Source organism: Okeania sp. SIO2F5 (assembly GCF_010692685.1).
GTDB classification, from domain to species: domain Bacteria; phylum Cyanobacteriota; class Cyanobacteriia; order Cyanobacteriales; family Microcoleaceae; genus Okeania; species Okeania hirsuta.
In genome coordinates, this window is the sequence record NZ_JAAHGU010000010.1 from 31,066 (window position 1) to 53,306 (window position 22,241).

The following is a 22,241-nucleotide window of genomic DNA, read 5'->3' on the forward strand; positions in this document are numbered from 1 at the left end:
CGGTTAAAATCCGAGGTAATTATCCATTATCCATTATCAATTAATGAATCCTACCTCCTCGCTCATTCCCCGTTCCTCCTGTCTTCCCCTCCCCTCCTGGGAGGGGTTAGGGGTGGGTTGTCTCCTGTCTCCTGTCTCCTACCCTTACCCATAAGACTTTTGAGCGCAAACCCTATATATTTATAACCCAAACTACTAGCACGTCTAGTCTAGAACTATGGATGAAAAAAATCTAACCCCCCAACCCCCTTTGTGGTATAGTGGCAGGGATCATAGATAGAATTCGACTGGTATTTTTTAAATATGAAAGTATTTGACTATGATAAAATCAGGGCTACTATGCTTAAAGGGCCTCGTGTAACCTCTCTCCTGAACCATTTTGAGAATATTGCTGCGGGTATCTCTCAAGCACCTACACAAAGCATATATGCAGCCTCTGACTTTTTAAGTAAAAGCAATGAATACCGNATTCATACAATGTTCCATACTCAACGTGATGATTCAAAATGGTAAACCCCAGAGCTACAAAGTAGAAATCTAGTTAACTTCCAACTAAGGGAGTTTTTGGCGATCGCTACTTTCATGCAACAAAGCCAGTCAGAAGTCAAAAAAAATTGTAGGTTGGGTTGAGGCAACGAAACCCAAAATTATCCAGCAACGAAACCCAAAATCATTATTATCCCTGTGTGTCACTTCGTTATACCTAACCTACTTCTTGCTTGATTATCTTGGTTTTTGTTGGGTTGCGCTGTCGCTTAACCCAACCTACTGGCACGTCAAGCTTGAAATCGTGTTTTAGGAAAATTCTCTAAACCTTAGTCATAGCAATAATTATACTAAAAAATTTAATACACCATTTTCAGCTTGACACGCCACTACTCACTTCTTAATCTCCTCCACCAGCTTTCCAAGCAATAGCTTGACTCGGTTGAGGTTCGGGTAACTTCAGGGAAATTAAACCTGCTGCTAATACAAACGACATTGATACCCACAGACAACCAACTAAACCAAATATCTGATAAACCAACCCAGATAAAACCGTACCTGCAAGACGACCACCAGAATTAGCCATATAATAGAAACCAACATTTAATGCCACTTTATCATCATTAGTAAATGCCAACACTAGATAGGAATGAACTGCAGAGTTAAAAGCAAACACTACACCAAAAATCATCAGTCCACCAACAATAATCCAATTAGCAGGTAAGCCAAATTGTAATGCTAGAGCGATCGCGCCGGGAATACCAGTTAATGTAAACGTCCAAAATTGAATTGTTTTTGATTGTGGTGGCTCGCCAGAACCAAATTTCTGGATCAGAGTCGGTGCTAAAGATTGAATAATACCATAACCAATCACCCAACAAGCCATAAATCCACCAACTTGATAAAACGACCAACCCAAAGTACCTTCCAGGAAAACAGGTAATCCTACCACAAACCAGACATCTCGCGAACCAAATAAAAAGAAGCGAGCAGCAGAAAGAATATTAATTTCCTCACTTTTAGAAAAAAGTTCTTTAAAGTTCACTTTCTGCTTAATTTTGCCCATGTCTTCTGGCAACATTATGCTGGTGAACAGAATTAAAAATAATCCGCCTGCCATTATCCACAGAGCATTGACAAATCCAAATAATGTCAGTAGCGCACTACCGACAAAAAAACCAACTCCTTTCAGAGCATTCTTGGAACCAGTTAATACTGCCACCCACTTAAATAGAGATGATTCAGCATCTTCAGGCACAACTAACTTAATCGCACTTTTAGAACTCATTTTCGTTAAGTCTTTAGCTATTCCCGAAAATGCTTGTGCTACCATCACATAAGATACAGCTAACCATTGTGCCCAACTTGGGTTTACCCATGAAAGCATAATTAGGGCGAAAACCTGCAGAGCAAGACCGCTGTAAAGAGTTACTCTTAATCCAAACTGTGAACCGATCCAACCGCCGAAAAAATTAGTAAAGATGCCAAAAACTTCATAAAATAAGAACAAAAAGGCTATTTCTAGGGGAGAATAACCAATTTTGTAGAAGTAGAGTAGCACTAACATTCGTAAAGCACCATCAGTAATGGTGAAACCCCAGTAAGCAAGAGTGACTAGGGCATAATTTTTTATACTAGAACTTGTGGTAGAAGCCATGATTTTAATTAATTTAAACTATTGTAACCAATTTGCTAAAATTAAACCTTCAATTCTTAACATATCAGAATCATTAGAAACTAACACTAGATTATGATAAATTGCTGTAGTAGCAATCAAAATATCGGGAAATTGTATGGGTGTTCATTTTTTCCTTAAATTTGCATAAATGCCAGAGGTGATATTAATTATCTCTATCTTGTCTAAAAACAAAATATTGATATCACTATTACACAAATCCTCCAAAATAGCTAACTTTTTTGGGGATTAACTGCTAATAAAACTCCCTTACTTTCAAAATAGGTAATACAACTGATAAAAAGTTTTTCTTTTCTATAATTAAAATTATTCAGCCGAATATCAAGTCTAGAATCTTTTTTAAGAATAGCAGTTAAAATATTTGTATCTAATAAATATTCAATTCACATTTTCCTTATATCTCGCATTGCTGCATCAAACTCTTCTATTTATTATTCAGGAGTTAAATCACTTATTAATCCATATAATACTTGCCCCCCAATATACGTCTGATTTTAGAACTAATTATTTCCTCAGTCATTTATTGTAATTCTTCTAGAGAACAATTTCTCATAAAAGTATCGAATATAACTTCAACCATTTCATCTATTTCTAAATTTTCAAACAAATTATCAGTAGCAAATAAATTATCTATAATTGGAATTTCTCTCTGCTTAAAAATATCTTTCATTGTAATAGAAAAATCAGTCATATTTTTCTCCTTTTTATCCTATTTATTTAACTTATTGTCAGTTATCAGTCATAAGTTATGAGTCATTAGATCATTATTACACCAAAGCAGTAATTATATAAAATCCGGGTAACTACTATATCCAAGTCATTGCGACTGGAACGGAGTGGAAGGAAGCAATCTCCTTAACTTCTGAGATTGCTTCCTATCGTCGCAATGACAACTGTTCACTAGATTCTATATTAGCCTCCAAGGAGAATTACTGATAACTGATAACTGATAACTGAAATGCCTATTGCAAACTCAAAGCAACTTTTCGAGCTAACTCTGCCATACGGTTAGCATAACCCCATTCATTGTCATACCAAGCCAAAATTTTCACTTGAGTCTCATCTACTACCATTGTTGAAAGAGCATCAATAATAGAAGAGCGGGGATCATCTTTATAGTCAATGGAAACTAAAGGACGTTCTTCATAACCCAAAATTCCTTTGAGCGGTGGTTGCTCAGATGCAGCTTTCAATAAACTGTTAATTTCTGCTACTGTGGTAGGACGAACTACTTCAAACACACAATCTGTCAAAGAAGCATTTAACAAAGGAACCCGCACCGCTAAACCATTCAACTTACCCTTAAGTTCTGGGTAAATTAATGCGATCGCTGTTGCCGAACCAGTTGTAGTCGGAATCAGTGAAAGACTTGTAGATCTGGCACGACGCAAATCTTTATGAGGTGCATCAACAATAACTTGAGTATTAGTATTATCATGGATAGTAGTAATAACTCCATGTTTAATTCCCAATCCTTCGTGAATCACCTTTACCACTGGAGCTAAACAGTTGGTAGTACAAGAAGCTGCCGTGAGTAAGTGATGTTTTTCAGGTTCATACAGATTATCGTTAACACCCATGACTACATTTAAAGCTTCTTCTTTAACTGGTGCTGCCACAATTACCTTTTTGACACCATTCTGAAAGTAAGGTTCGAGAGTGCTTGGAGTCCTAAACTTGCCAGAACATTCCAACACAATATCAACACCAAATTTGTCCCAAGGTACTTCACCTGGTTGGGAATATTCACTGAAACTGAGAGGTTTACCATCAATTATTACCTGTTCGTCTGCTGCTTCTACTTCCGGCGACCACCTGCCATGTACAGAATCAAACTTAAGTAAATGCGCTGCTGCTGCCGTACCTCCTTTGATTTCATTAATGTGAACAAACTCTAGTTCTGGCCATTCCCAAGCTGCACGCAGTGCCAACCTTCCCATGCGACCAAATCCATTTATTCCTATGCGTATTGCCATATTTTTCCTCCTTTAAATTTTCGATAGTTTTACATAGCAATGGTGAATAGCATAGTACGGGAGGAAGATGCTCCCACTGTAGTGTCTCATAATAAAAATAACTACAAAGCACTACCATTACAATGCACCAACACCAAATTTTCTTTTTTCTTAACTAGCTCAGGACTTAGGCAAATTATTAGATAATACACTATCTGTAGAAGCAAATGGCATGATAGTATCCAGTTTTTTAATCTCTTAAACAAGTTAATTTTTTGCCAAAGTCTGTAAAAAGCTACTTTGAGATTCCCGTAAATCAATTTCTGGGTTTGCAGTTGAAATAATTTCCATTGCCTCATCATAAGATGAACCAGAAATAATCAAATACCCCGCAAGAGCAGTAGCTGTTCGTCTTTTGCCATTGCTGCAATGAATTACAACACCATTGTTTTGACTATCAATAAAATCCTGTAGTTGTTTAATTTGTTCCCGACTTGGTGCAGTTCCTCCTTTGGTAGGCAACCACAAGTAAGGTAAGTTTGCTTGTTTGTAAAGCTCTAAGTTAGAGGGATCATCCATCAAAGAGACTATTGCACCGATACCTAGTTTCTGTAATTCTGGCAACTCTTCTGGCAATGGTTTGCGAACTCCTGCCAGTTTCTGTGGAATCACCCACCACAAATTTTCTGCTATCGGTTGAGTTGTTTTTTCTTCCATAGTTAATTTCTTTCCTTTTCTTTACGCTCACTATAGCGGTCTGTCAAATAATCAACCTTATCTCGCAACAATAATGTAAACTTGTATAATTCCTCCATAACATCAACAACGCGATCGCGATAAGCTGAATCTTTCATTGTCCCATCTTCATTAAATTCCTGATAAGCTTTCGCTACAGAAGACTGATAGGGATGTTATAAATAGTTTCGCTCCTTTAAATGTCAAATAATTGCCCCAAACTATGGTCTGATCAAAGTTTTTAGTAGATCAAATCTAACTTCTGACTTGTGACTTGTGACTTCTAACTTCAGTGAAATTTTCTACCCTACTCCCCCACTCCCCTTCCCCTAATCTCCAACAAATGGAGTCGCACAACAAGGAGAATCTAATAAAGTTGCCTTCTCTGGTTCGTGAGGAAACCAAAAAGCTGTGCGTTTGCAAAACTATACCAACATCAACATTACTGGTACTTCTATTAATACTCCCACTACTGTTGCTAAAGCTGCCCCAGAATTCAAACCAAATAGAGTAACTGAAGTGGCGATCGCTACTTCAAAATGATTACTAGCTCCAATTAAAGCAGCGGGAGTAGCATCTTCATAATGTAATTTCATTTTCAAAGCTGCTACATAAGTAATCAAGAAAATAAAATTAGTCTGGAGAAATAGTGGTACGGCCTTCTTGAAATCTCTCAGCAGTATTTTTACAGTTTTGTTCATATTTTTTATATCTGTATATTTCAAAAAAAATTGATATTTTAGGTAAGGCTAGTATAGCGAAAAAAGTGGAGGTAAGAACAAACTTACGCAGTCCCCTCTGAAGTCAGAAAATTTCCCCACAGCGTAGGTTACAGTGGGGTAGTTCAGTATCTATGACAATACCCCTGCTGGGGTAAAAGGTATCTTTATAAGATATACTTATTTTTTATATATAAAAAATAGTTATTATTTATATATTTCTCATAAAATTTAGACTTTTGCTCTAGAATTGGTATACTAAAGCATAGTTTGGACGTATAGCTCAGTTGGTTAGAGCACTACCTTGACATGGTAGGGGTCACAGGTTCGAGTCCTGTTACGTCCATTTTTCTGCGAACCTTGTTGAGTAGAAGTTTATCCTGAAAAGATTATAGTGTTAGCGGAGCTTTGTGTCAGCAATCGCCTAAATTGGTATGGGCTATATATAGTGTCTTTGGGTAAGTCATGTTAATAATATACCCATTGTTTCGTTAATCTATTCGATACTAAAGAAGTAAAAATGATCAAGATAACTCATGCTTAACACATACAGAGAGAATATTTTACCTCTTTAGTCACAATTCTATTGAAGTGTAAAAATTAATTCCTTTTCTTGTTAAATATAGCGAAACTATTAGAGGTGGCCATCTATAGGTACAACCAAGATATGTAAATAGACATCTGGTAAAAATCCAAAATCAAATCAATTATCACACATAAATTATCAATTCTTTCTCCCTACTGCCTACTGCCTACTGCCTCTTTTCTGGAGATGTCTAAATGCCATACAAATACCACTAGACATTATTTATTGGCCAACTGCTAATTTTTATACGACAATATAAAAGATTATTATATACAAATTAATTTAAAAGAAGTATTTTTGATAAAGTGTCTGTAAAATCTAGAAGTCATGGTATAATCAGATTACTAAATTGGAAAAAGTAGTTAGTCTAGAAAAGGCTAAAATATTTGTGATTAGGGGTTATAGCTCAGTTGGTAGAGCACCTCAATGGCATTGAGGGGGCCAGCGGTTCGAGTCCGCTTAACTCCATGTTAATATTCAATAACTACTTAGCTTAAGTAGAGCAGGCTAAAAAAAAGACGTTGCACTTTTAATCAAAAAAACCCTAAAGAAAATGAATATAAACTTTTGAGCTAATTTACAATTTGATACATAGCGCCCAAAATTTACCATGTTCTACTTAGCTGTGAAATTCAACTTTAAATAATAGCAGTTTTGAGTTTACTTTTTTACCGTTATCAATGCTTTTAACAATTCTTATTTGTATGGGCTGAAACTAGATAAATTAATCATAAACTACTCCTGATAGAGTAAGTCTGTTGAAACAAGAATATCTAAATACTCCAAATATTTCCTTTTTGTTCAAATTAAAACTTCAGTTCTTAAAACCATATCATTTTTAAGATAGACTAAAGTCTGTTTGAAGGTTTTCCTTCACCTACTAAAGCTAGCTATAGTTGTCGATAGATTTTCATAATACCAAACTTAGCTATTGCTCCACAATTGTCAAATATTTCATTTGATGTATCAAAACGTAGTGTAACACAATACATTTATGGAATCTTCATTTATCCTTTTTAAAGTATTTGGTAATTATATAGGGGATTTATGATAACTATATTTAATTTTTTGCTTCTACTCTGATTGATTTACCCTTATTATCTGTACGATAAGACCAGGTCTCATTACCATCAGACAAGATAATATACCAACCTTCTACTAATCTTTGCCCACAAAGTTCATCACTATTTGCAAGTCCCAAGCAAGTATTAGGCCAAATTTCTTGACTGACTTGAGTAACTTTGATATTTTTAGGCAAAATACCCGTTTGATTACTTAAATCTTCGCGAACAGCATCAACTATATTATTAGGTATTATTTCGTCACGATCGGCAATTTTTTCCACTTTATCTAGGGTGGGTTTACTGATTTTTTTTAGATCATCAAAATTTTGATTAATGGAAGGTTCGCTAACAGCAAGTATCTGATTGATAGATTTATTTTTTAGAGAAAATGCTTGAGATATTTCTGTCTGGTTGTCGATTTTAATCTCTGTTGCAGACTTGATAAGGTTAGCAAATTTATTAGCTGTAGAATTAGTTTTGGTATTTGTTTCTAATTGTTGAGATTGAAGCTCTTTTACAGCAGCAATTGCTGTTTCAGTAAGATTGGGATATGCTTCAGCAGCTAATATTCCAGTCAAAATTAATGCTAGTAAAAAAGGATGAGGTGATTTATGATCAACTCGTTCATTTGGATTTTGTTTATGATTTTTAGAGTTTAATTTCATGGTTAATACGCATTTATTATTGCTAGATTTACTTGTGATTATTAGTTGGGAAACCAGTCACTTGAGAACTATGACTAGAACTACAGGAGCAAATAAAAGTGTAAGTTTTAATTTTATTCTGCTACTTGGCTACATATAACAATAGAATTGCAAAATTTAGTATTAGTTCAACTTAATCTGTCTATCTCTAATTAATCTATCATCACTAAAATGGACTTGATTTGTACCATTTTGTCTGATTAGTCACATATAATACAAATTTACAGTATTTAACTAAAATCAATAGACTTACAAAAAAGTCAGTTAGTTCCATAATAATTTGTCATAAAAGCTCTAAAAACAAACAACTATTACTTGATTTCAACTTAATTGGGTGTTTTTCCGGAGAAGAGACTTTTTCCCAAAGCTTATGTAAATGAAAGTTTGCTTCTATCTAAAATTTCTGCTTAATTGAAAAGATCTGCAGCTATCAACAAGACGATACAATATTTAGCTAGTGAATTTCTAAATTTTTACTGACAAATCAAAATTATAATTATAATCTCATCACAACTTAGAAGTTTCTACAGATGGATAAAAATATTTTCCGCAGGCAGTAGAAAATTAAGTCAGCACAAACAAATTTTGGTGCTATTAACAATTTAGTAAGAGAAGATAATGGAGACCAATATTATGGACCCGTTACTTGAAGGTGGTGCTGCTATACAACAGCGTGATTACACCTTAATCATCGATAAAAGCAAAGATATGTATCTATCTGACTCTGCCATAGACAAAAGTCCTTGGGAACTAATGCAAGAGTCGGTAATCAAATTAGCAAGTGAATGTGAGAAGCTAGATTTAGATGGACTAACAGTTTACCTATTTTCAGACTATTTTAAACGATATGACCAGGTGACATCCACGGACTTAGCTCATATCTTCCTGGAAAATCAACCTTCGGGCAAAACTAATTTAGCAGATGCTCTTAAGGATGCTATTGATAATTATTTTGAGCGACGTGCTTTAAATACAGCAAAGCCAAATGGGGAAACTATCTTAGTTGTTACGGTAGGTGAGATAGAAGACCCTGAGCGAGTCAAGGATATTATAATTTTTGCGGCTAATAATTTGCAACAAGATGAAGAATTGGGTATTTCACTTATTCAGGTAGGAAATAAGCCTGAAGTAACAAAGTTTTTTCAATTATTAGATAATGAATTACAAACAATAGGTGCCAGGTTTGATATTTGTAATACTGTGACTATTGACGATTTGAAAAAGATGAATTTAACTGATGTTTTAATTAATGCTATCTTTAGCTAAGATAATTTTGTAGCAATTAAAATTTAGAGAACGGCTTTTTGAATTTTCCCTCTGAAGATTTAAAAGCTGGTTAATATAATGCAGGTCATTTCAGGTTGATGAGGTACAGTAACAACAATTTGTCAACCAATTTTAAAATTCTGGGGGTTGATCAAATTTAAGAAGTGTACCTCATTTACTTGCAATCTGCTGTATCTTTAAATTTAACATGAAGCCTGATATACTATTTATTTACATCTCGTGAAATGTAAAAATACAATTCAAGACTTCAGGGAACAGGGAAAAGTGAAAATTTTTACAGATTTTTTAGTATGGTAAAAAATGATAATCCAGTTTCATAACTCATCTGGAATTTCTATATCTTCATATCTTGCTCATTAATTGTATCTGATTTAGCAATTTAGCATCTTGAAATTTATCTTTTTCTTTTGGGTTTAATACCCTGCCGTCTACACAGTGTTTACAATTGGTTTGGGTTTGAATCCCCGTCCACTTTTTCCAACTTAGGTTCTTCCTTCTTCAAGTAGAAGAATTTTGTGGTGAAATCCTAAGCCATAAATATCGTCCTACTGCTTTTAAATATAACCTGACTGGAAACTGATAATAATCAATGAAAATATTAACGATAATTAGCAAATGAAATAAAAAAGTTAAACCAGTCCAAACTCTTGGTAACCAACACAAAGGAGTACCAGGTATTGGAGGATAAAAGTAAGCCGTTAATCCTATTAATGTTGTTGGTAATATTACAAATGCAACTGCTAATAACTTAATTACCCAGTTCAATTCTACATTAGGATGATCGACTTTCCAATTTCTACCATTCCACCGCCAACTTAAATGAGAAGAACTATCTGCTATTTTCAATGATTGCCTTACCAGATCTACAGTAAAAATATGGTTACAGAAGTTACAAGCAAAAGCATCCATTAAAATCATTGCTGATATCTGGCCATGATAACATACAGGACAAGTATAAACTTCTTCTAAACTCAAATTTTTATTGATATTTTGAGAACCAGACATAGAATTTACCAGTAAAAACTATATGGTATCGCAATTTTAAACATGAACCTCTAAACTTATCTATAGTTTGTGATAATTCTTAATTTGGCGTTGCTGAAGCCCATGTATTATATTAATTTTAATGACTTAGGATTCAGGAGGATTGAGTCAGAAGTCAGGATAAAGAAAGTGCTTTTCGGTCAATTAAGTAAAAACAATATTTAATTTTGCCATCTTTGGAATGACTCTTAATTTACCTAAATTACTTATTTCATACCTTAAATCACCAATTCCCTTAATTTTTTTTAATTATAAAATTAATTAACATTAACAAAACTATGATTGAAATCCCTCAATATAGCAGCCTGATTTGAATTGTGAAATATTTTAGACTTTTAGGGAATAGGGAAACAACAAAATCATCACAAATAATACCATTTATCAAAAACTTTTCTACATTTTCTTGAGTAGGGGAATAGGGTGGTAGGTACTGACTTTGTATGCAACATTCGTACAGAGAAGTAAACATAAGAATAATTAACATTAACTGGACTCAAATTAGCAAAAAAAAATCTGCCTGTGTTAATTACTTAATAACTGAAGTGTTACCTAAGTATAGCATTAATGCATGGGAATTGGTATAATAGCAAAACTTTTGATATTTGCTATATCTTCTTGGGAGTAGGGAGTAGACATCTGGTAAAAATCAAAAATAAAATCAATTCTTATCCATAAATTATTAATTATTTCTCCCTGTTGCCTGTTGGCTGTTGCCTCTTTTATGGAGATGTCTAGTAGACAAATAACAAATAAGAGATATTTACTTCATACAAATAATTGCTAAAAAGATTACTGAACATTACTTATTACTTAATAACTGAAATCTTCAATAAAGATAGTATTATTTTGAGGAATTGGTATGATTTAGAATTGCTATATATATATAGATTCATTCTTATGCAAAATTAATATGAAGTTGCATAGAATAAAAAATTACTTACAGTAGACTGTAGATAAAAAATGATAAATTATTGCAGAAGGAACAACCAAAAGAACAAAAAAGGAAAAAGTGAATGGCGTTACTAAAAGAAGTTACTGGTAATCCAAGAAAAATATAAATGTATAACTATGTGTAACCTTATATCAAAATATCAAATCCGGTAGCATTGGTGTAATTAGATTCATAGTGTGGGAACCCACCCCTAACCCCTCCTGGGAGGGGAATATCGAGAAAGATTTGGCAATGGCGCTGTGATAGAACATTTTTTTTAGACCGAACCCAAGCGGATTTGATATTACATAAAATTGATATTATTATAAATTGTCAAAAATACTTCCCATAAATTATCGCCGGAATAATCATATATAGTAATAGTAGTAGTTCTACATTAGCTATCATATTTTGTTGAAGCTTGCACTAACAACTCATAATTTATCAGCAAGATTTTAAATAATTTTCTTAGCAACAAAAATCTTGGTAGAATTTATCTCAGAAAAAATCACATACTTCAGATATTAGTGAGGTAAATAATTAAATTGGTCAAACATCAATTATTTAATTCTGTCAACCGTTCCCGACAGCTAATTATTCAATTTATTGGTTTATTTTGTCTTTGCTGTTTCCTGGTTATTAGTTGTAGTCAACCACAGAATAATCCTAATGACACCTCCACCACAGAAATCAAAACAAATCGTATTACAATTGGTACAACTCTTAAACCTCGTACCGTAGACCCGGCAGATGCCTACGAAGTAATATCTGGTAACTTACTCTATAACTTAGGCGATCGCCTCTACGGTTACAAATTAGGAACAACAGAACTTGTCCCTCAACTAGCCACAGAAATGCCAAAAATTAGCGAAGATGGCACAACATATACAATTCCTATTCGTCAGGGGGTAACATTCCATGACGGTAGTCCCTTGAATAGTGAAGCAATGGCCTTTTCTTTAAAACGTTTTATTGAAAATGAAGGTCCACCTTCTTCTTTATTAGCAAATACAGTAGAGTCAATAGAAGCTACCGGAGAATATCAGTTAACAATAAAATTAAAAAAACCCTTTGCTGCTTTTACTCCTTTACTAGCATTTTCTGGTCTTTGTGCTGTTTCGCCTCAAGCATATACAATAGATGAAAATAAATTTAAACCCGATACATTTATTGGTACTGGACCATATAAATTAGTTGAGTACGGTACTGATGTTTTACGATTAGATATATTTGAAAATTATTGGGGAGAAAAACCACAAAATCAAGGAATTGACATTCAAATATTTTCTAGTTCAGCCAACTTATTTAATGCCTTTAAAACAGGTGCTATTGATGTAGCTTATCTATCTCTTGATACTGACCAAATTTCTAACTTAGAACAAGAATCAGACCGTCAAGGTTGGCAAGTAATTTCTACAGATGGCAAGACAGTTAATTATATAGTTTTAAATATTAATTCAGCACCATTAGACAACAAAGCAGTGAGACAAGCATTAGCAGCTATTGTTGACAGAAATTTGTTAAATAAACGAGTTTTGCGAGGGCAAGCAGAACCTATTTATAGTCTAATTCCCAATAAATTTGAAGGTTATAAACCAGTATTTCAAGAAAATTATGGAGATGGAAACTTTGACAAAGCTAGAGAATTATTAAAAGAGGCAGGATATTCTCAAGATAATCCAGCAAAAATAGAAATTTGGTATGCTTCTAATTCGACAAAAAGACAATTAGTCGCTAGTACACTCAAAGCATCCGTAGAAGAAAAAATAGAAGGCTTAATGGAATTAGAATTAAATAGTGTAGAAGCAGCGACCGCCTTTAAAAATTTAGATAAAGGACTATATCAAACTTTTATGTTAGATTGGTACGGAGATTTTGTTGACGCTGATAACTATATCCAACCATTTTTAGAATGTACAAAAGGCTCAGAAGAAACAGGTTGCGAAGCAGGAGCTAGCCAATTTCAAGGTTCATTTTATTATAGCGATCGTATCAATCAATTAATAGAGCAACAACGTCAAGAACAAAACCCAGAAAAGCGCCAAGCTATTTTCAGAGAAATTCAAGACTTATTAGGAGAAGATGTTCCTTTTATTCCACTGTGGTTAGATAAAGATTATGTATTTGCTCAGAAAAATATTAATGGAGTAAATTTAGAACCGACTCAGCAGTTTCCTTTCTGGACAATTAATAAATCATAGAGATTCTGACTGGAATTGAGAAGGAAGTAAAGATTGAGAATTAGATACTATGATTTAGTGATTTAGATTTTTGATCGAAAAAGAATTTGAGCAAGGGATCTATGTAGATAGTTAGAGTTATAACTTTCAAGGGAGTTCAGAAGACATATTGGCAAGGTACAGGAGCTACAATTCAGGATAAATTATTGAGTGATTCATAAATTAAGTAGATTTAAAACCTCTGTTCTTAGTAATTAATTCTAACTCCTGACTCCTGACTCCTGACTCCTCACCTTAATTAACGTAAAAAACAACTAACCATCCATAACACCAAAAACGTTACCAAAGTAATAAATATTTCTGTGCTTAAACCAGTTGCTAAAGCACTCAATATTCCACCTAAAATCAACCCAAGAATTAAACCCCCAACAGTCAACAATACAGCACGACCAAACTTATTCTCTTTACGATTAAGAAAATAAAGACAACCACCAACTCCCAAAGCCAAAGTAAGTTGCAAAATAGACGGTTGACTAACCCCAGAATAAATACTAATAGCACCTAAAACCACATATATACCAGTAGGCCACAAAATATCAGCTTGACTAGGAGTATCAATTAACTTTTGTAGCCAAACAGGCCCTTTTCCCGTCAACCCAGGAGTAAAACTATCAGGGACTTTCTTTGTTTGCTTCTCAGGAAACCGAATACGCTCAGGAACCTTAATCTTTCCTTCCTGACGCAACCGTAAACGGTCCATCAAAATCGAATCATAAGCAGCTTCAATATTTTCTATAACTTTTTGATCGCCACTATGCTGCTGCTTCAAACGTTCCTTTGCTGCTTGAATTTCATCAAAAGAAGCATCTTCAGTGAGACCAAGTTGTTGATAATGACTTAGATCGCTCATTGTAATTTATTAATAATCTTTTAAACTATGACAAAGTATTGGGTTCTAGTATTTTAATCTTATCTAGTTTCCCAAAAATATGCTCAGTTAACTATACAGAAATTTCTACACAAATTACCGAATCATCTCATAAATCAACATAAGCGCTGACTATCAAAAATAGCTTTTAACCCCCTGAAATTAATAGAAGGAAAATCAAAAAAAGATGTCGAGAGGCAAAAAATAAGACTTCACTTAAGGAAGTATTTAACATTGGTTAGAGAAAAAAGGAATTCTAGCTCTAGAGCATTTTCTGCCAAACACTGAAATTACCACTTGATTAATGTATTTTACCTATCTTTTGGCTTGTAAATTTAGACTCTTGACTCGATCGGGCTTGCTGATTAAATATCAAAGCACTGACAGATATTGGTTTGCTGCCTTTTTTGGTCTAAAAAGGTCAAAAAGATAGTATTTTGGGATGATTATGGCAGAAAAATCTTGGGACAAATATACCCGACTACCTCCTCTATAATTTCCATTTCTCCTGTCTCCTGTCTCCTGTCTCCTACCCCTACCACTCATACTGTATTCAGCAAACCCTAATTCAACCCACTCACTATCCCTGACCACTGCACTTTCTTCTGTTTTTCACGTCGATAAGAAAAAAAGTAATCCGGTTGTTGATAAGTACAATAAGGAGCGATCGCCATCTGTGAATGACCAATACCCAATTGCTCCAACTGTAAAACATTAACCATACGCACATCCAAGCGCACCTTTCCCGGTTCAGGATCGGATAAAACTGGTGAATTAGGCAACAGCTCCAGAAAATGCAAAATCTCCTCAGTAGTTGCTTTCTCTATTTGTGGCACAACAGTCGCCCCAACCTCAGCCGCCACATCTTCAGAAACTTGATAAACCTCTCCAGCAATAGCAGGGCCAAGAACAATTAATAGATCGGATAATTGACTACCCTGAGCTTGAAAACTTGCCAATGCTACCGGAACAATTTTAGCGGCCGTGCCACGCCATCCGGCATGAACTGCTGCCACTTGTCCTGTTTTTTTGTCAGCAATCAAAACAGGTACACAGTCAGCACTACAAACCCAAACTGCTTGTTTTGTCGTTTCAGTTATTAAACCATCAGCTTCAGCATAAGTTTTTTCGGGACTAGAATTAGGCATCTCTACCTGAGTAGCTTTCCCTGTTGTTAGTACAGTATTGCCATGTACTTGTTTCACACGATATACCTCAGCAGAAGAAGGGAATACTTCTACTAATTCTCCTGGTGTACGAGGCCAGAAATGGTGAGTAAAAAAGCCATGAGGCCAATGTTCCAAGAGGCTACAAGTTAGGTAAGATAATCCTTGCCATTTTTGCCAGTGCCAAGTGGTATTATTCTCGCCCAAAATTTGGTAGTATCTATTTGATTTTTGTGAGTCAGAGTCAGCTACAGTCATCAGAATCAAAGTTATTGTTCAGGATTGAGATTATTATCAGGAAAGGCAGAAGGCAGAAAGCAATTCTGACTCCTGACCTCAGCATAAGTGCCTTCGTTTATTTTGACATTTTTGTTCGCTCTACTGCAGATGATTGGAAGTTTACCCAAATCCAGAGTGCTTCAGACAATGAAACGACTATTGCTAGATCCGCAACAGTAGTAGAGAGAAGGATTAAATCATCTATCCTGGATGCTTCAGAGAATGAAATGACTATTGCGATATCCGCAACAGAAGTAGAAGTCACACCTCCAACTTCGAGTGCTTCAGAGAATGAAATGACTGTTGCGATATCCGCAACAGAAGTAGAAGTCACACCTCCAACTTCGAGTGCTTCAGAGAATGAAATGACTATTGCGATATCCGCAACAGAAGTAGAAGTCACACCTCCAACTTCGAGTGCTTCAGAGAATGAAATGACTATTGCGACATCCGCAACAGAAGCAGAACAAATTATTGAGTCATCAACTCAAGGAAAGGTTAGGACAATTCAAAAGTTTAAAACTCAGATAAAGTAAGACTTTTCCTTCTTCCTTCTTTCTTCTTTCTTCTTCCTTCTGCGATAAAGTGTTGATATCTATAAACTTTTAAACTTTGACCCAATAGTAGAAAATTGTCAGTAGCAGAATTTAACAAAAAAAAATTTATAGACAGCTTGTCAAATATTCAAGGAGTTTCAGATAAATTCACCGCTTCAACATTCGCCAATCTCCATATTTTTCTGAGTCTCCCCTCAACCAATCAAACTCTTTGGCAGTTAATCGACTCCGGAAACCCATCAAGCATTGTCATTGCCAGTCAACAAACAGCAGGACGTGGTCAATGGGGAAGAAATTGGCAGTCAACTGTCGGTGGCCTATATATGTCAATAGCGATCGCCAAGAGCAATACCATCGCTCCTAATATCTCTATATCTCAAACTCCTCAGCTAACTTTATCCAGTGCTTGGGGTATAGCCTCTAGTTTGAGGGATTATGGTGTACCAGTTAAAGTCAAGTGGCCCAATGACTTAATTTTAGAACACAAAAAATTAGGCGGCATCTTAACAGAGACCAGGATACACAAGAAAAAAATTTCTCAGGCAGTCATTGGCGTAGGGATTAATTGGGCTAATTCTGTACCAGACACAGGAATTAATTTGCAAAGCTATTATAGGAAACAGTCAAAACCAGAAATATTCTCTTTAGAAATGTTAGCTGCTATAGTCTTTCATGGACTAGATTCTGGCATTAAACAACTTTTAGAGTCAGGAATAGAAAGTATCTTACCTTCCTATCAGCAACTACTAATAAATATTGGGCAGCAAGTAGTAGTAGAAAATCGTATTGGCACAATTGTGGGAGTAACGACTAATGGGGAATTACGGGTCAAGTTTAATCAAGACTCAGCTAGTCTGCTAACTCAGCCTCAAATATCTTCCTCAGAAATTTTCCTCAAACCCGGTACAATTAGTCTTGGTTATGGCCAACCGCTGTCTGGAAGTCAGGAGTGAGGGAGTGGGGGAGTGGGGGAGTAGAGGCGAATGGCATTTGCCCTCACTGGATTTAGTGTCCGTGCGTAAATCCTGACTTAATTATTTAAGTGTCACCTAAGTTAAGCATTCTTTTTTCACGCTTAGTATAAGAAGGTAAAAAGTAAGAAACTGCAATATTTTTTTTGGGCAACAAAACAATTTAATTACCAGAGAAAAATCATATAGCGGTTTTTCAAATCGTTGACTATCCATAAGCAATTTTCCCTTCTGCCTTCTGCCTTCCCCCGTTAAACTGTTTAATTGTCAATTCAAAGTAATAAGTATAGTGTGAGGAAATGATGGTATCAGAGAACCAAAACCTGTCAGTAGAGTCTAAAACTGAACTACAGGAAACAACCAAAAAGCAAAACCAAAATATTATTCAGACCAAACTTCTAACTCATAAATCTCTTATGCAGCTTGGTTGTTGTCTAGCTAGTCTAGGAATGCTGAGTAGAGGTATAGTTTTAGCCGAAGCAGTTTTAGAAATAGAAGTCTATGACTATGAACCATCATATCAACCTGCTCCAGTAGATAACTATTATCCCCAAACATCCTATTCGGAGCCATCCTATTCACCAGAACCATATTATTCGGAACCCTACTACGAACCAACACCTTCATATACACCGGAACCATATTACGAACCCGAACCTTATTATTCAGAACCATATTACGAACCCGAACCTTATTATTCTGCTTCACCAAGTTATTCGGAACCATACTATTCGGAACCATACTATTACGAACCAGAACCAGAACCATATTATTCTCAACCAGCACCAAGCTATTACGAACCAGAACCATATTATTATTCTCAACCAGCACCAAGTTATTACGAACCAGAACCTTATTATTCTCAACCAGCACCAAGTTATTACGAACCAGAACCTTATTATTATTCCCAACCAGAACCAGAACCAGAACCAGAACCAGACAGTGGTATTTATCTGCCGAAAAATTTGTATGTCGCACCTCCGACAAATACAGGACTCAACCTATCAAAACAACCAAAATATCAGGAGTTGCCACCTCTAACATTACCAAAACCTGAAAAACTTTATTATTATGACGGTTCGACTAACGCTTATATAGATAATACAGAATACAAAACTGGGGCAACAGAAAGTTATGAAGCACCAAACACAGTAGTTTTCTCCGAACGTTCCACAGATAACATCGCCGAATATCCAACAACTAACAAAAATTGGAGTGCTGTCGCCGAAAATAACAATTGGAGCGCCCCTACTCAGACTAATAACTGGAGTTCTACAACTGCAACAAATAATTGGAGCGCCCCTGCTCAAACTAATAACTGGAGCGCTCCTGCTCAAACAGCATCCAACAATTCATGGAGTGGAGAAACTCAACAAAGTTACTATTCTCAAAATAACTATCAAGACTCATCCTACGATCACAACTATTACTCATCCTCCAAAAGCAACTATTACTCCTCCAACAACAGTTATTATTCAGACACTTCTAGTTATAGTCAAAGTAGTTACTACTCTGGTTCATCCTCCAGTCAAAACAGTTATTACTCCAGCACTTCCTATACACCAAGTTACTACTCAGGGTCGTCACAAGGAGTAGAAGTCGCTGCAGTTTTACCCGCTCAGGTGCAAGGTTTATTTGATAACCCCATTACTCAGTCAGGTTTAGCATATTACAACCGCACCATGCGACCGCCAGCAGTACCAGGAAATGGTAACACTAGATTAATATTTCCTCTATCTATCCCTGCACCCATCACTTCATTATTTGGTTGGAGACAACATCCAATATTAGGTTATAAGAAATTTCACACAGGTACAGACTTAGGAGCGCCAATAGGAACCCCAGTAGTTGCAACTTATGCAGGTCAAGTAGCGATCGCTGACTGGTTAGGAGGTTATGGTGTAACTGTTGTATTAGACCACCAGAAAAAATCATTGGAAACTCTCTACGGTCACTTATCAGAAATTTTTGTGAAACCAGGAGAAGTTGTTAAACAAGGTGAAGTTATTGGGAGAGTTGGTAGTACGGGAATGTCTACAGGTCCCCACTTACATTTTGAAATGCGACAGTTAACAAAGGATGGGTGGGTTGCGAAAAACCCAGATACTCATATTCAGTTTGCTTTGGTGAATTTGATGACAGCATTGAAAATTACTGAAATACCACCTGTACCGGAAATAAGTATTAATGAATTGGTGAAACAGACTAAGGAATTAGATTCTGGTGTACCACAACTGCCACCTTTACCACCAGGTTTTGAAGTACCTATTCCTGATTTAGAACCACCAATTTTTGAATTGACAAAAGCTGCGGAAAAGTCTGATGAAGAGACAAAAATTAGTTTGAGTGAAGGGGAGAAAAAAGTGGTGGAATAGAGTTATTTGAATAGGGAAAAATTGACAAAACTCCTGAATATTTGAGTCCAATATTCAATGTGTAGGGGCGATTCGCGAATCGCCTCTACAATCTTAATAATGCTGAATAATAAAGCACGTTTTTTGTTGTTTCTCTCTAATCCTTCTGCCTTACCTTACCTTTATAATAAAGGCTCTGTCTAGACCAGATTTAGTATAACTCATGAATAAGTACATTATTTTTCGAGCGGAAAAAGACCAACCAGGTTGGGAGTCTCGAAAACTAGAACATACTCAACAACTGACTCGTATACTAACCGAACATTTTGACTCATCGAATAAACCAATTCCAGAACCAGGGTATAGACCAACCGAGTTTATTAGAGTCGATGCACTGCACAACCCAGAAGAACATGGTTATAGCACCCATTATCGTCAAGGAGACTGGGAAGTTTCGCGAGTTGAAACCTACACACCCGATCTGCCAATAGGTGAATTTGATGTAGTGGCAATCTGCTATTGTAAGTACAATCCAATTAATGCACCTCTTCAACCAATGCCAGAACGTCAAGTTGAGGAAAGCCAAAAGTTAAAAGTTAAAAGTCAAAATTAGGAAAAATCAAAAGTCATCAGAACTAATTATTATTATGAAAGACAAGAAGATTTGGATTATTGCCGATGAAACTTCTGGAGGAAAAAATTCAATAGATACGGGACCTGATTATAATGAGAGGCAAAAAGAATCTACCGAATCAAGTAGAAAAAGACTTCAAGTTAAAGCTGAAGATTTGAAACGAGAAATGTCTGAATTTCTTGAAGTTATTGAATATGTATTTGACCAAACAAATCAAGAAACTTCTAATGTTAAATTAAAATAAATTGAATTATCAGTTGAAATTAATGGGGAAGGTCAAGTTACTTTATTTGGTATTGGTGGAAAAGCTGGAAATAAGGGGGCAATTAAACTAAAATTAGTACGGAAGGAGTCTTAGAGAATGGCAAAAAATTGGGCTATTTGTGTTGGAATTAATCATTACGATAATATGCCAACCCTTCAATATGCTCAGAGAGATGCTGAATTAATGCGGGATTACTTTCTCAATGATGCAGGTTTTGAGAAAGTTTATTTATTTACGGATAATTCTCCTGAAATTAATGATGCAGGTAAACCTTTTAATTCTCAACCTACTTATGGCACGCTCAAAAGATTTTTACGAGTAAGATTTAACAAAGAATTTTTATCCGCAGGTGATAATTTCTGGTTCTTTTATAGCGGTCATGGAATGCGTTTTAGTGACCGAGATTATTTAATGCCTACTGATGCTGACCCTCATCCAGATGGAGTAGAAGATACTGCTATTCCCCTTTATTTAGTGACAGAAAGACTAAGGCGATGTGGAGCAGATAATGTGATTTTATTTTTGGATGCTTGTCGCAGTCAGGAAAGTTCAAAAGGTTTAGGTATTGGTGAAGAAAAGCAGAAAGGAGTAATTACAATTGCTTCTTGTAGTCCTAATGAAAAGTCTTATGAAATTGAGGATGAAAGGATAAAAAAAGGTGCTTTTACTTATGCTTTATTAGAATCTTTAAGAATTCAAGGTGAAAGTAATTGTGCAACTGTTGAAAGATTATATAATCGTCTACTTTATAGAATTCCTGATATTAATCGTCAGTTTAGAAAGCCTCGGCAAACTCCTTATGCTATTGTGGAACCTGCTACTAAATATAATTTAATTTTATTAGAAAAACAGGCAAACTTGAGTGATATTGCCACGCTAAAAAATGATGCTTATCAAGCCGAGGTAGAGAAAAATATTGAATTAGCTAAACAATTGTGGATTCGAGTTAATATAGCTGCTTCTGGTTCAGATATGGAAGCTATTAATGCAATTAGCAGATTGAATAATTCAATAAATTATTCAAAATCAGAGAATAAAGAGAATAATAGTTCATCCAATGATCCAGGGAAAAAATCTTCATTGCCAAAGGTAGCTAAAAAATTAATTAAAACTTTTCCTACTATTCAGGATTTTGTAAGTCGTTCATTCTTATTTATTTTCACGGGAATTTTGGGCGCATTTTTGGCCACAATTACTGTTTCAATACTGGAAAAAAACAAAAATATAGAGTATTCAACTTTAGAAAATCTACTCAAACAAAAGAAATGGAAAGAAGCCGATTGGGAAACTTTCAATATTATGCTAAAAGTTACTAACCTAGAAAAAGAAGGCGGACTAAATACAGAGTCGATAAAAAAATTTTCATGTTCAAACCTCCGTATTATAGACCTGCTTTGGCAAAAATACAGTGATGATAAATTAGGCTTTTCCGCGCAAAGTAGAATTTATCAGAGTTTGGCTGGAACGAAAGAGTATGATGATGAGTCATGGAAAAACTTTGGAGACAAAGTAGGATGGCGCGAGGCAGGAAAATGGTTGTCATATAGTGACTCAAGGTTGTTCAATATCAGCCAACCTGAGCAGGGACGTTTTCCTGTGACTAGGTATTGGCAGGGTAAGTTTTATGTTAATGATATCTTCCTTCGTGCAGAGACTTGTAAATTTTAACATATAAGCATTTCAGCTATCAATAGAAAAAA

Annotated in this window: 16 protein-coding genes, 2 tRNA genes and 2 pseudogenes; 10 read left to right on the top strand and 10 right to left on the bottom strand. The window is 35.3% G+C overall.

All coding sequences use genetic code 11. The annotated features are described in order from the left end of the window. Nucleotides 1-886: 886 nt before the first annotated feature. The 6 genes and pseudogenes from arsJ to F6K27_RS06660 all read right to left on the bottom strand — a co-directional run. Nucleotides 887-2,143, bottom strand: a complete 1,257-nt coding sequence (arsJ, locus tag F6K27_RS06635; protein WP_287272905.1) for an organoarsenical effux MFS transporter ArsJ — start codon at nucleotides 2,141-2,143, stop codon at nucleotides 887-889. Between the two features lie 559 nt (nucleotides 2,144-2,702). Continuing rightward, entirely contained in the window at nucleotides 2,703-2,873 is a 171-nt protein-coding gene (locus tag F6K27_RS06640) for a hypothetical protein (protein WP_287272906.1), read from the bottom strand. Between the two features lie 271 nt (nucleotides 2,874-3,144). Then, nucleotides 3,145-4,158, bottom strand: coding sequence for an ArsJ-associated glyceraldehyde-3-phosphate dehydrogenase (locus F6K27_RS06645; protein WP_287272908.1), 1,014 nt, complete (start codon nucleotides 4,156-4,158; stop codon nucleotides 3,145-3,147). A gap of 246 nt (nucleotides 4,159-4,404) precedes the next feature. After that, nucleotides 4,405-4,854: a dual specificity protein phosphatase family protein gene (locus F6K27_RS06650; protein WP_124144837.1), complete on the bottom strand. Its 450-nt coding sequence runs from the start codon at nucleotides 4,852-4,854 to the stop codon at nucleotides 4,405-4,407. Between the two features lie 2 nt (nucleotides 4,855-4,856). Then, nucleotides 4,857-5,045: pseudogene (locus F6K27_RS06655) on the bottom strand (arsenical resistance protein ArsH); the annotation flags it as partial. 156 nt (nucleotides 5,046-5,201) lie between these two features. Beyond that, a pseudogene (locus tag F6K27_RS06660) lies at nucleotides 5,202-5,531 on the bottom strand (arsenic resistance protein); the annotation flags it as partial. A gap of 332 nt (nucleotides 5,532-5,863) precedes the next feature. On the opposite strand from F6K27_RS06660, the gene F6K27_RS06665 reads away from it, so the two are divergent. Together F6K27_RS06665 and F6K27_RS06670 are read left to right on the top strand one after the other, a co-directional pair. Further along, nucleotides 5,864-5,937: transfer RNA gene (locus F6K27_RS06665), tRNA-Val, on the top strand. A 635-nt stretch (nucleotides 5,938-6,572) separates the two neighbouring features. Continuing rightward, nucleotides 6,573-6,645: transfer RNA gene (locus F6K27_RS06670), tRNA-Ala, on the top strand. Between the two features lie 592 nt (nucleotides 6,646-7,237). Here F6K27_RS06670 and F6K27_RS06675 read toward each other — a convergent pair. Continuing rightward, on the bottom strand, nucleotides 7,238-7,906 hold the full coding sequence (locus F6K27_RS06675) for a hypothetical protein (protein WP_287272910.1): 669 nt from the start codon (nucleotides 7,904-7,906) through the stop codon (nucleotides 7,238-7,240). Nucleotides 7,907-8,563: 657 nt separating this feature from the next. On the opposite strand from F6K27_RS06675, the gene F6K27_RS06680 reads away from it, so the two are divergent. Then, nucleotides 8,564-9,211: a hypothetical protein gene (locus F6K27_RS06680; protein WP_240038941.1), complete on the top strand. Its 648-nt coding sequence runs from the start codon at nucleotides 8,564-8,566 to the stop codon at nucleotides 9,209-9,211. A 519-nt stretch (nucleotides 9,212-9,730) separates the two neighbouring features. On the opposite strand, the gene F6K27_RS06685 is transcribed toward F6K27_RS06680, so the two are convergent. Then, nucleotides 9,731-10,237 (bottom strand): hypothetical protein, encoded by a 507-nt coding sequence (locus F6K27_RS06685; RefSeq protein WP_287272913.1) that lies wholly within the window; start codon nucleotides 10,235-10,237, stop codon nucleotides 9,731-9,733. A 1,515-nt stretch (nucleotides 10,238-11,752) separates the two neighbouring features. On the opposite strand from F6K27_RS06685, the gene F6K27_RS06690 reads away from it, so the two are divergent. Continuing rightward, nucleotides 11,753-13,408, top strand: a complete 1,656-nt coding sequence (locus tag F6K27_RS06690) for an ABC transporter substrate-binding protein (RefSeq protein ID WP_287272914.1) — start codon at nucleotides 11,753-11,755, stop codon at nucleotides 13,406-13,408. Between the two features lie 277 nt (nucleotides 13,409-13,685). On the opposite strand, the gene F6K27_RS06695 is transcribed toward F6K27_RS06690, so the two are convergent. Together F6K27_RS06695 and pgeF are read right to left on the bottom strand one after the other, a co-directional pair. Further along, the gene (locus F6K27_RS06695; RefSeq protein ID WP_287272916.1) at nucleotides 13,686-14,297 is read right to left on the bottom strand and encodes a CPP1-like family protein; all 612 of its coding nucleotides are present in this window, start codon (nucleotides 14,295-14,297) and stop codon (nucleotides 13,686-13,688) included. A 581-nt stretch (nucleotides 14,298-14,878) separates the two neighbouring features. Continuing rightward, nucleotides 14,879-15,739 (bottom strand): peptidoglycan editing factor PgeF, encoded by an 861-nt coding sequence (pgeF, locus tag F6K27_RS06700; protein WP_287272918.1) that lies wholly within the window; start codon nucleotides 15,737-15,739, stop codon nucleotides 14,879-14,881. A 14-nt stretch (nucleotides 15,740-15,753) separates the two neighbouring features. On the opposite strand from pgeF, the gene F6K27_RS06705 reads away from it, so the two are divergent. From F6K27_RS06705 to F6K27_RS06730, 6 genes are all read left to right on the top strand, one after another. Next, entirely contained in the window at nucleotides 15,754-16,296 is a 543-nt protein-coding gene (locus tag F6K27_RS06705; protein WP_287300852.1) for a hypothetical protein, read from the top strand. 95 nt (nucleotides 16,297-16,391) lie between these two features. Further along, entirely contained in the window at nucleotides 16,392-17,270 is an 879-nt protein-coding gene (locus F6K27_RS06710) for a biotin--[acetyl-CoA-carboxylase] ligase (protein WP_287284129.1), read from the top strand. 317 nt (nucleotides 17,271-17,587) lie between these two features. Then, entirely contained in the window at nucleotides 17,588-19,663 is a 2,076-nt protein-coding gene (locus tag F6K27_RS06715) for a peptidoglycan DD-metalloendopeptidase family protein (protein ID WP_287272924.1), read from the top strand. Nucleotides 19,664-19,865: 202 nt separating this feature from the next. Beyond that, nucleotides 19,866-20,255 (top strand): hypothetical protein, encoded by a 390-nt coding sequence (locus F6K27_RS06720; protein WP_287272925.1) that lies wholly within the window; start codon nucleotides 19,866-19,868, stop codon nucleotides 20,253-20,255. Between the two features lie 34 nt (nucleotides 20,256-20,289). After that, entirely contained in the window at nucleotides 20,290-20,520 is a 231-nt protein-coding gene (locus F6K27_RS06725) for a hypothetical protein (protein ID WP_287272927.1), read from the top strand. Nucleotides 20,521-20,637: 117 nt separating this feature from the next. After that, entirely contained in the window at nucleotides 20,638-22,209 is a 1,572-nt protein-coding gene (locus F6K27_RS06730; RefSeq protein WP_287272929.1) for a GUN4 domain-containing protein, read from the top strand. Nucleotides 22,210-22,241: the final 32 nt, after the last annotated feature.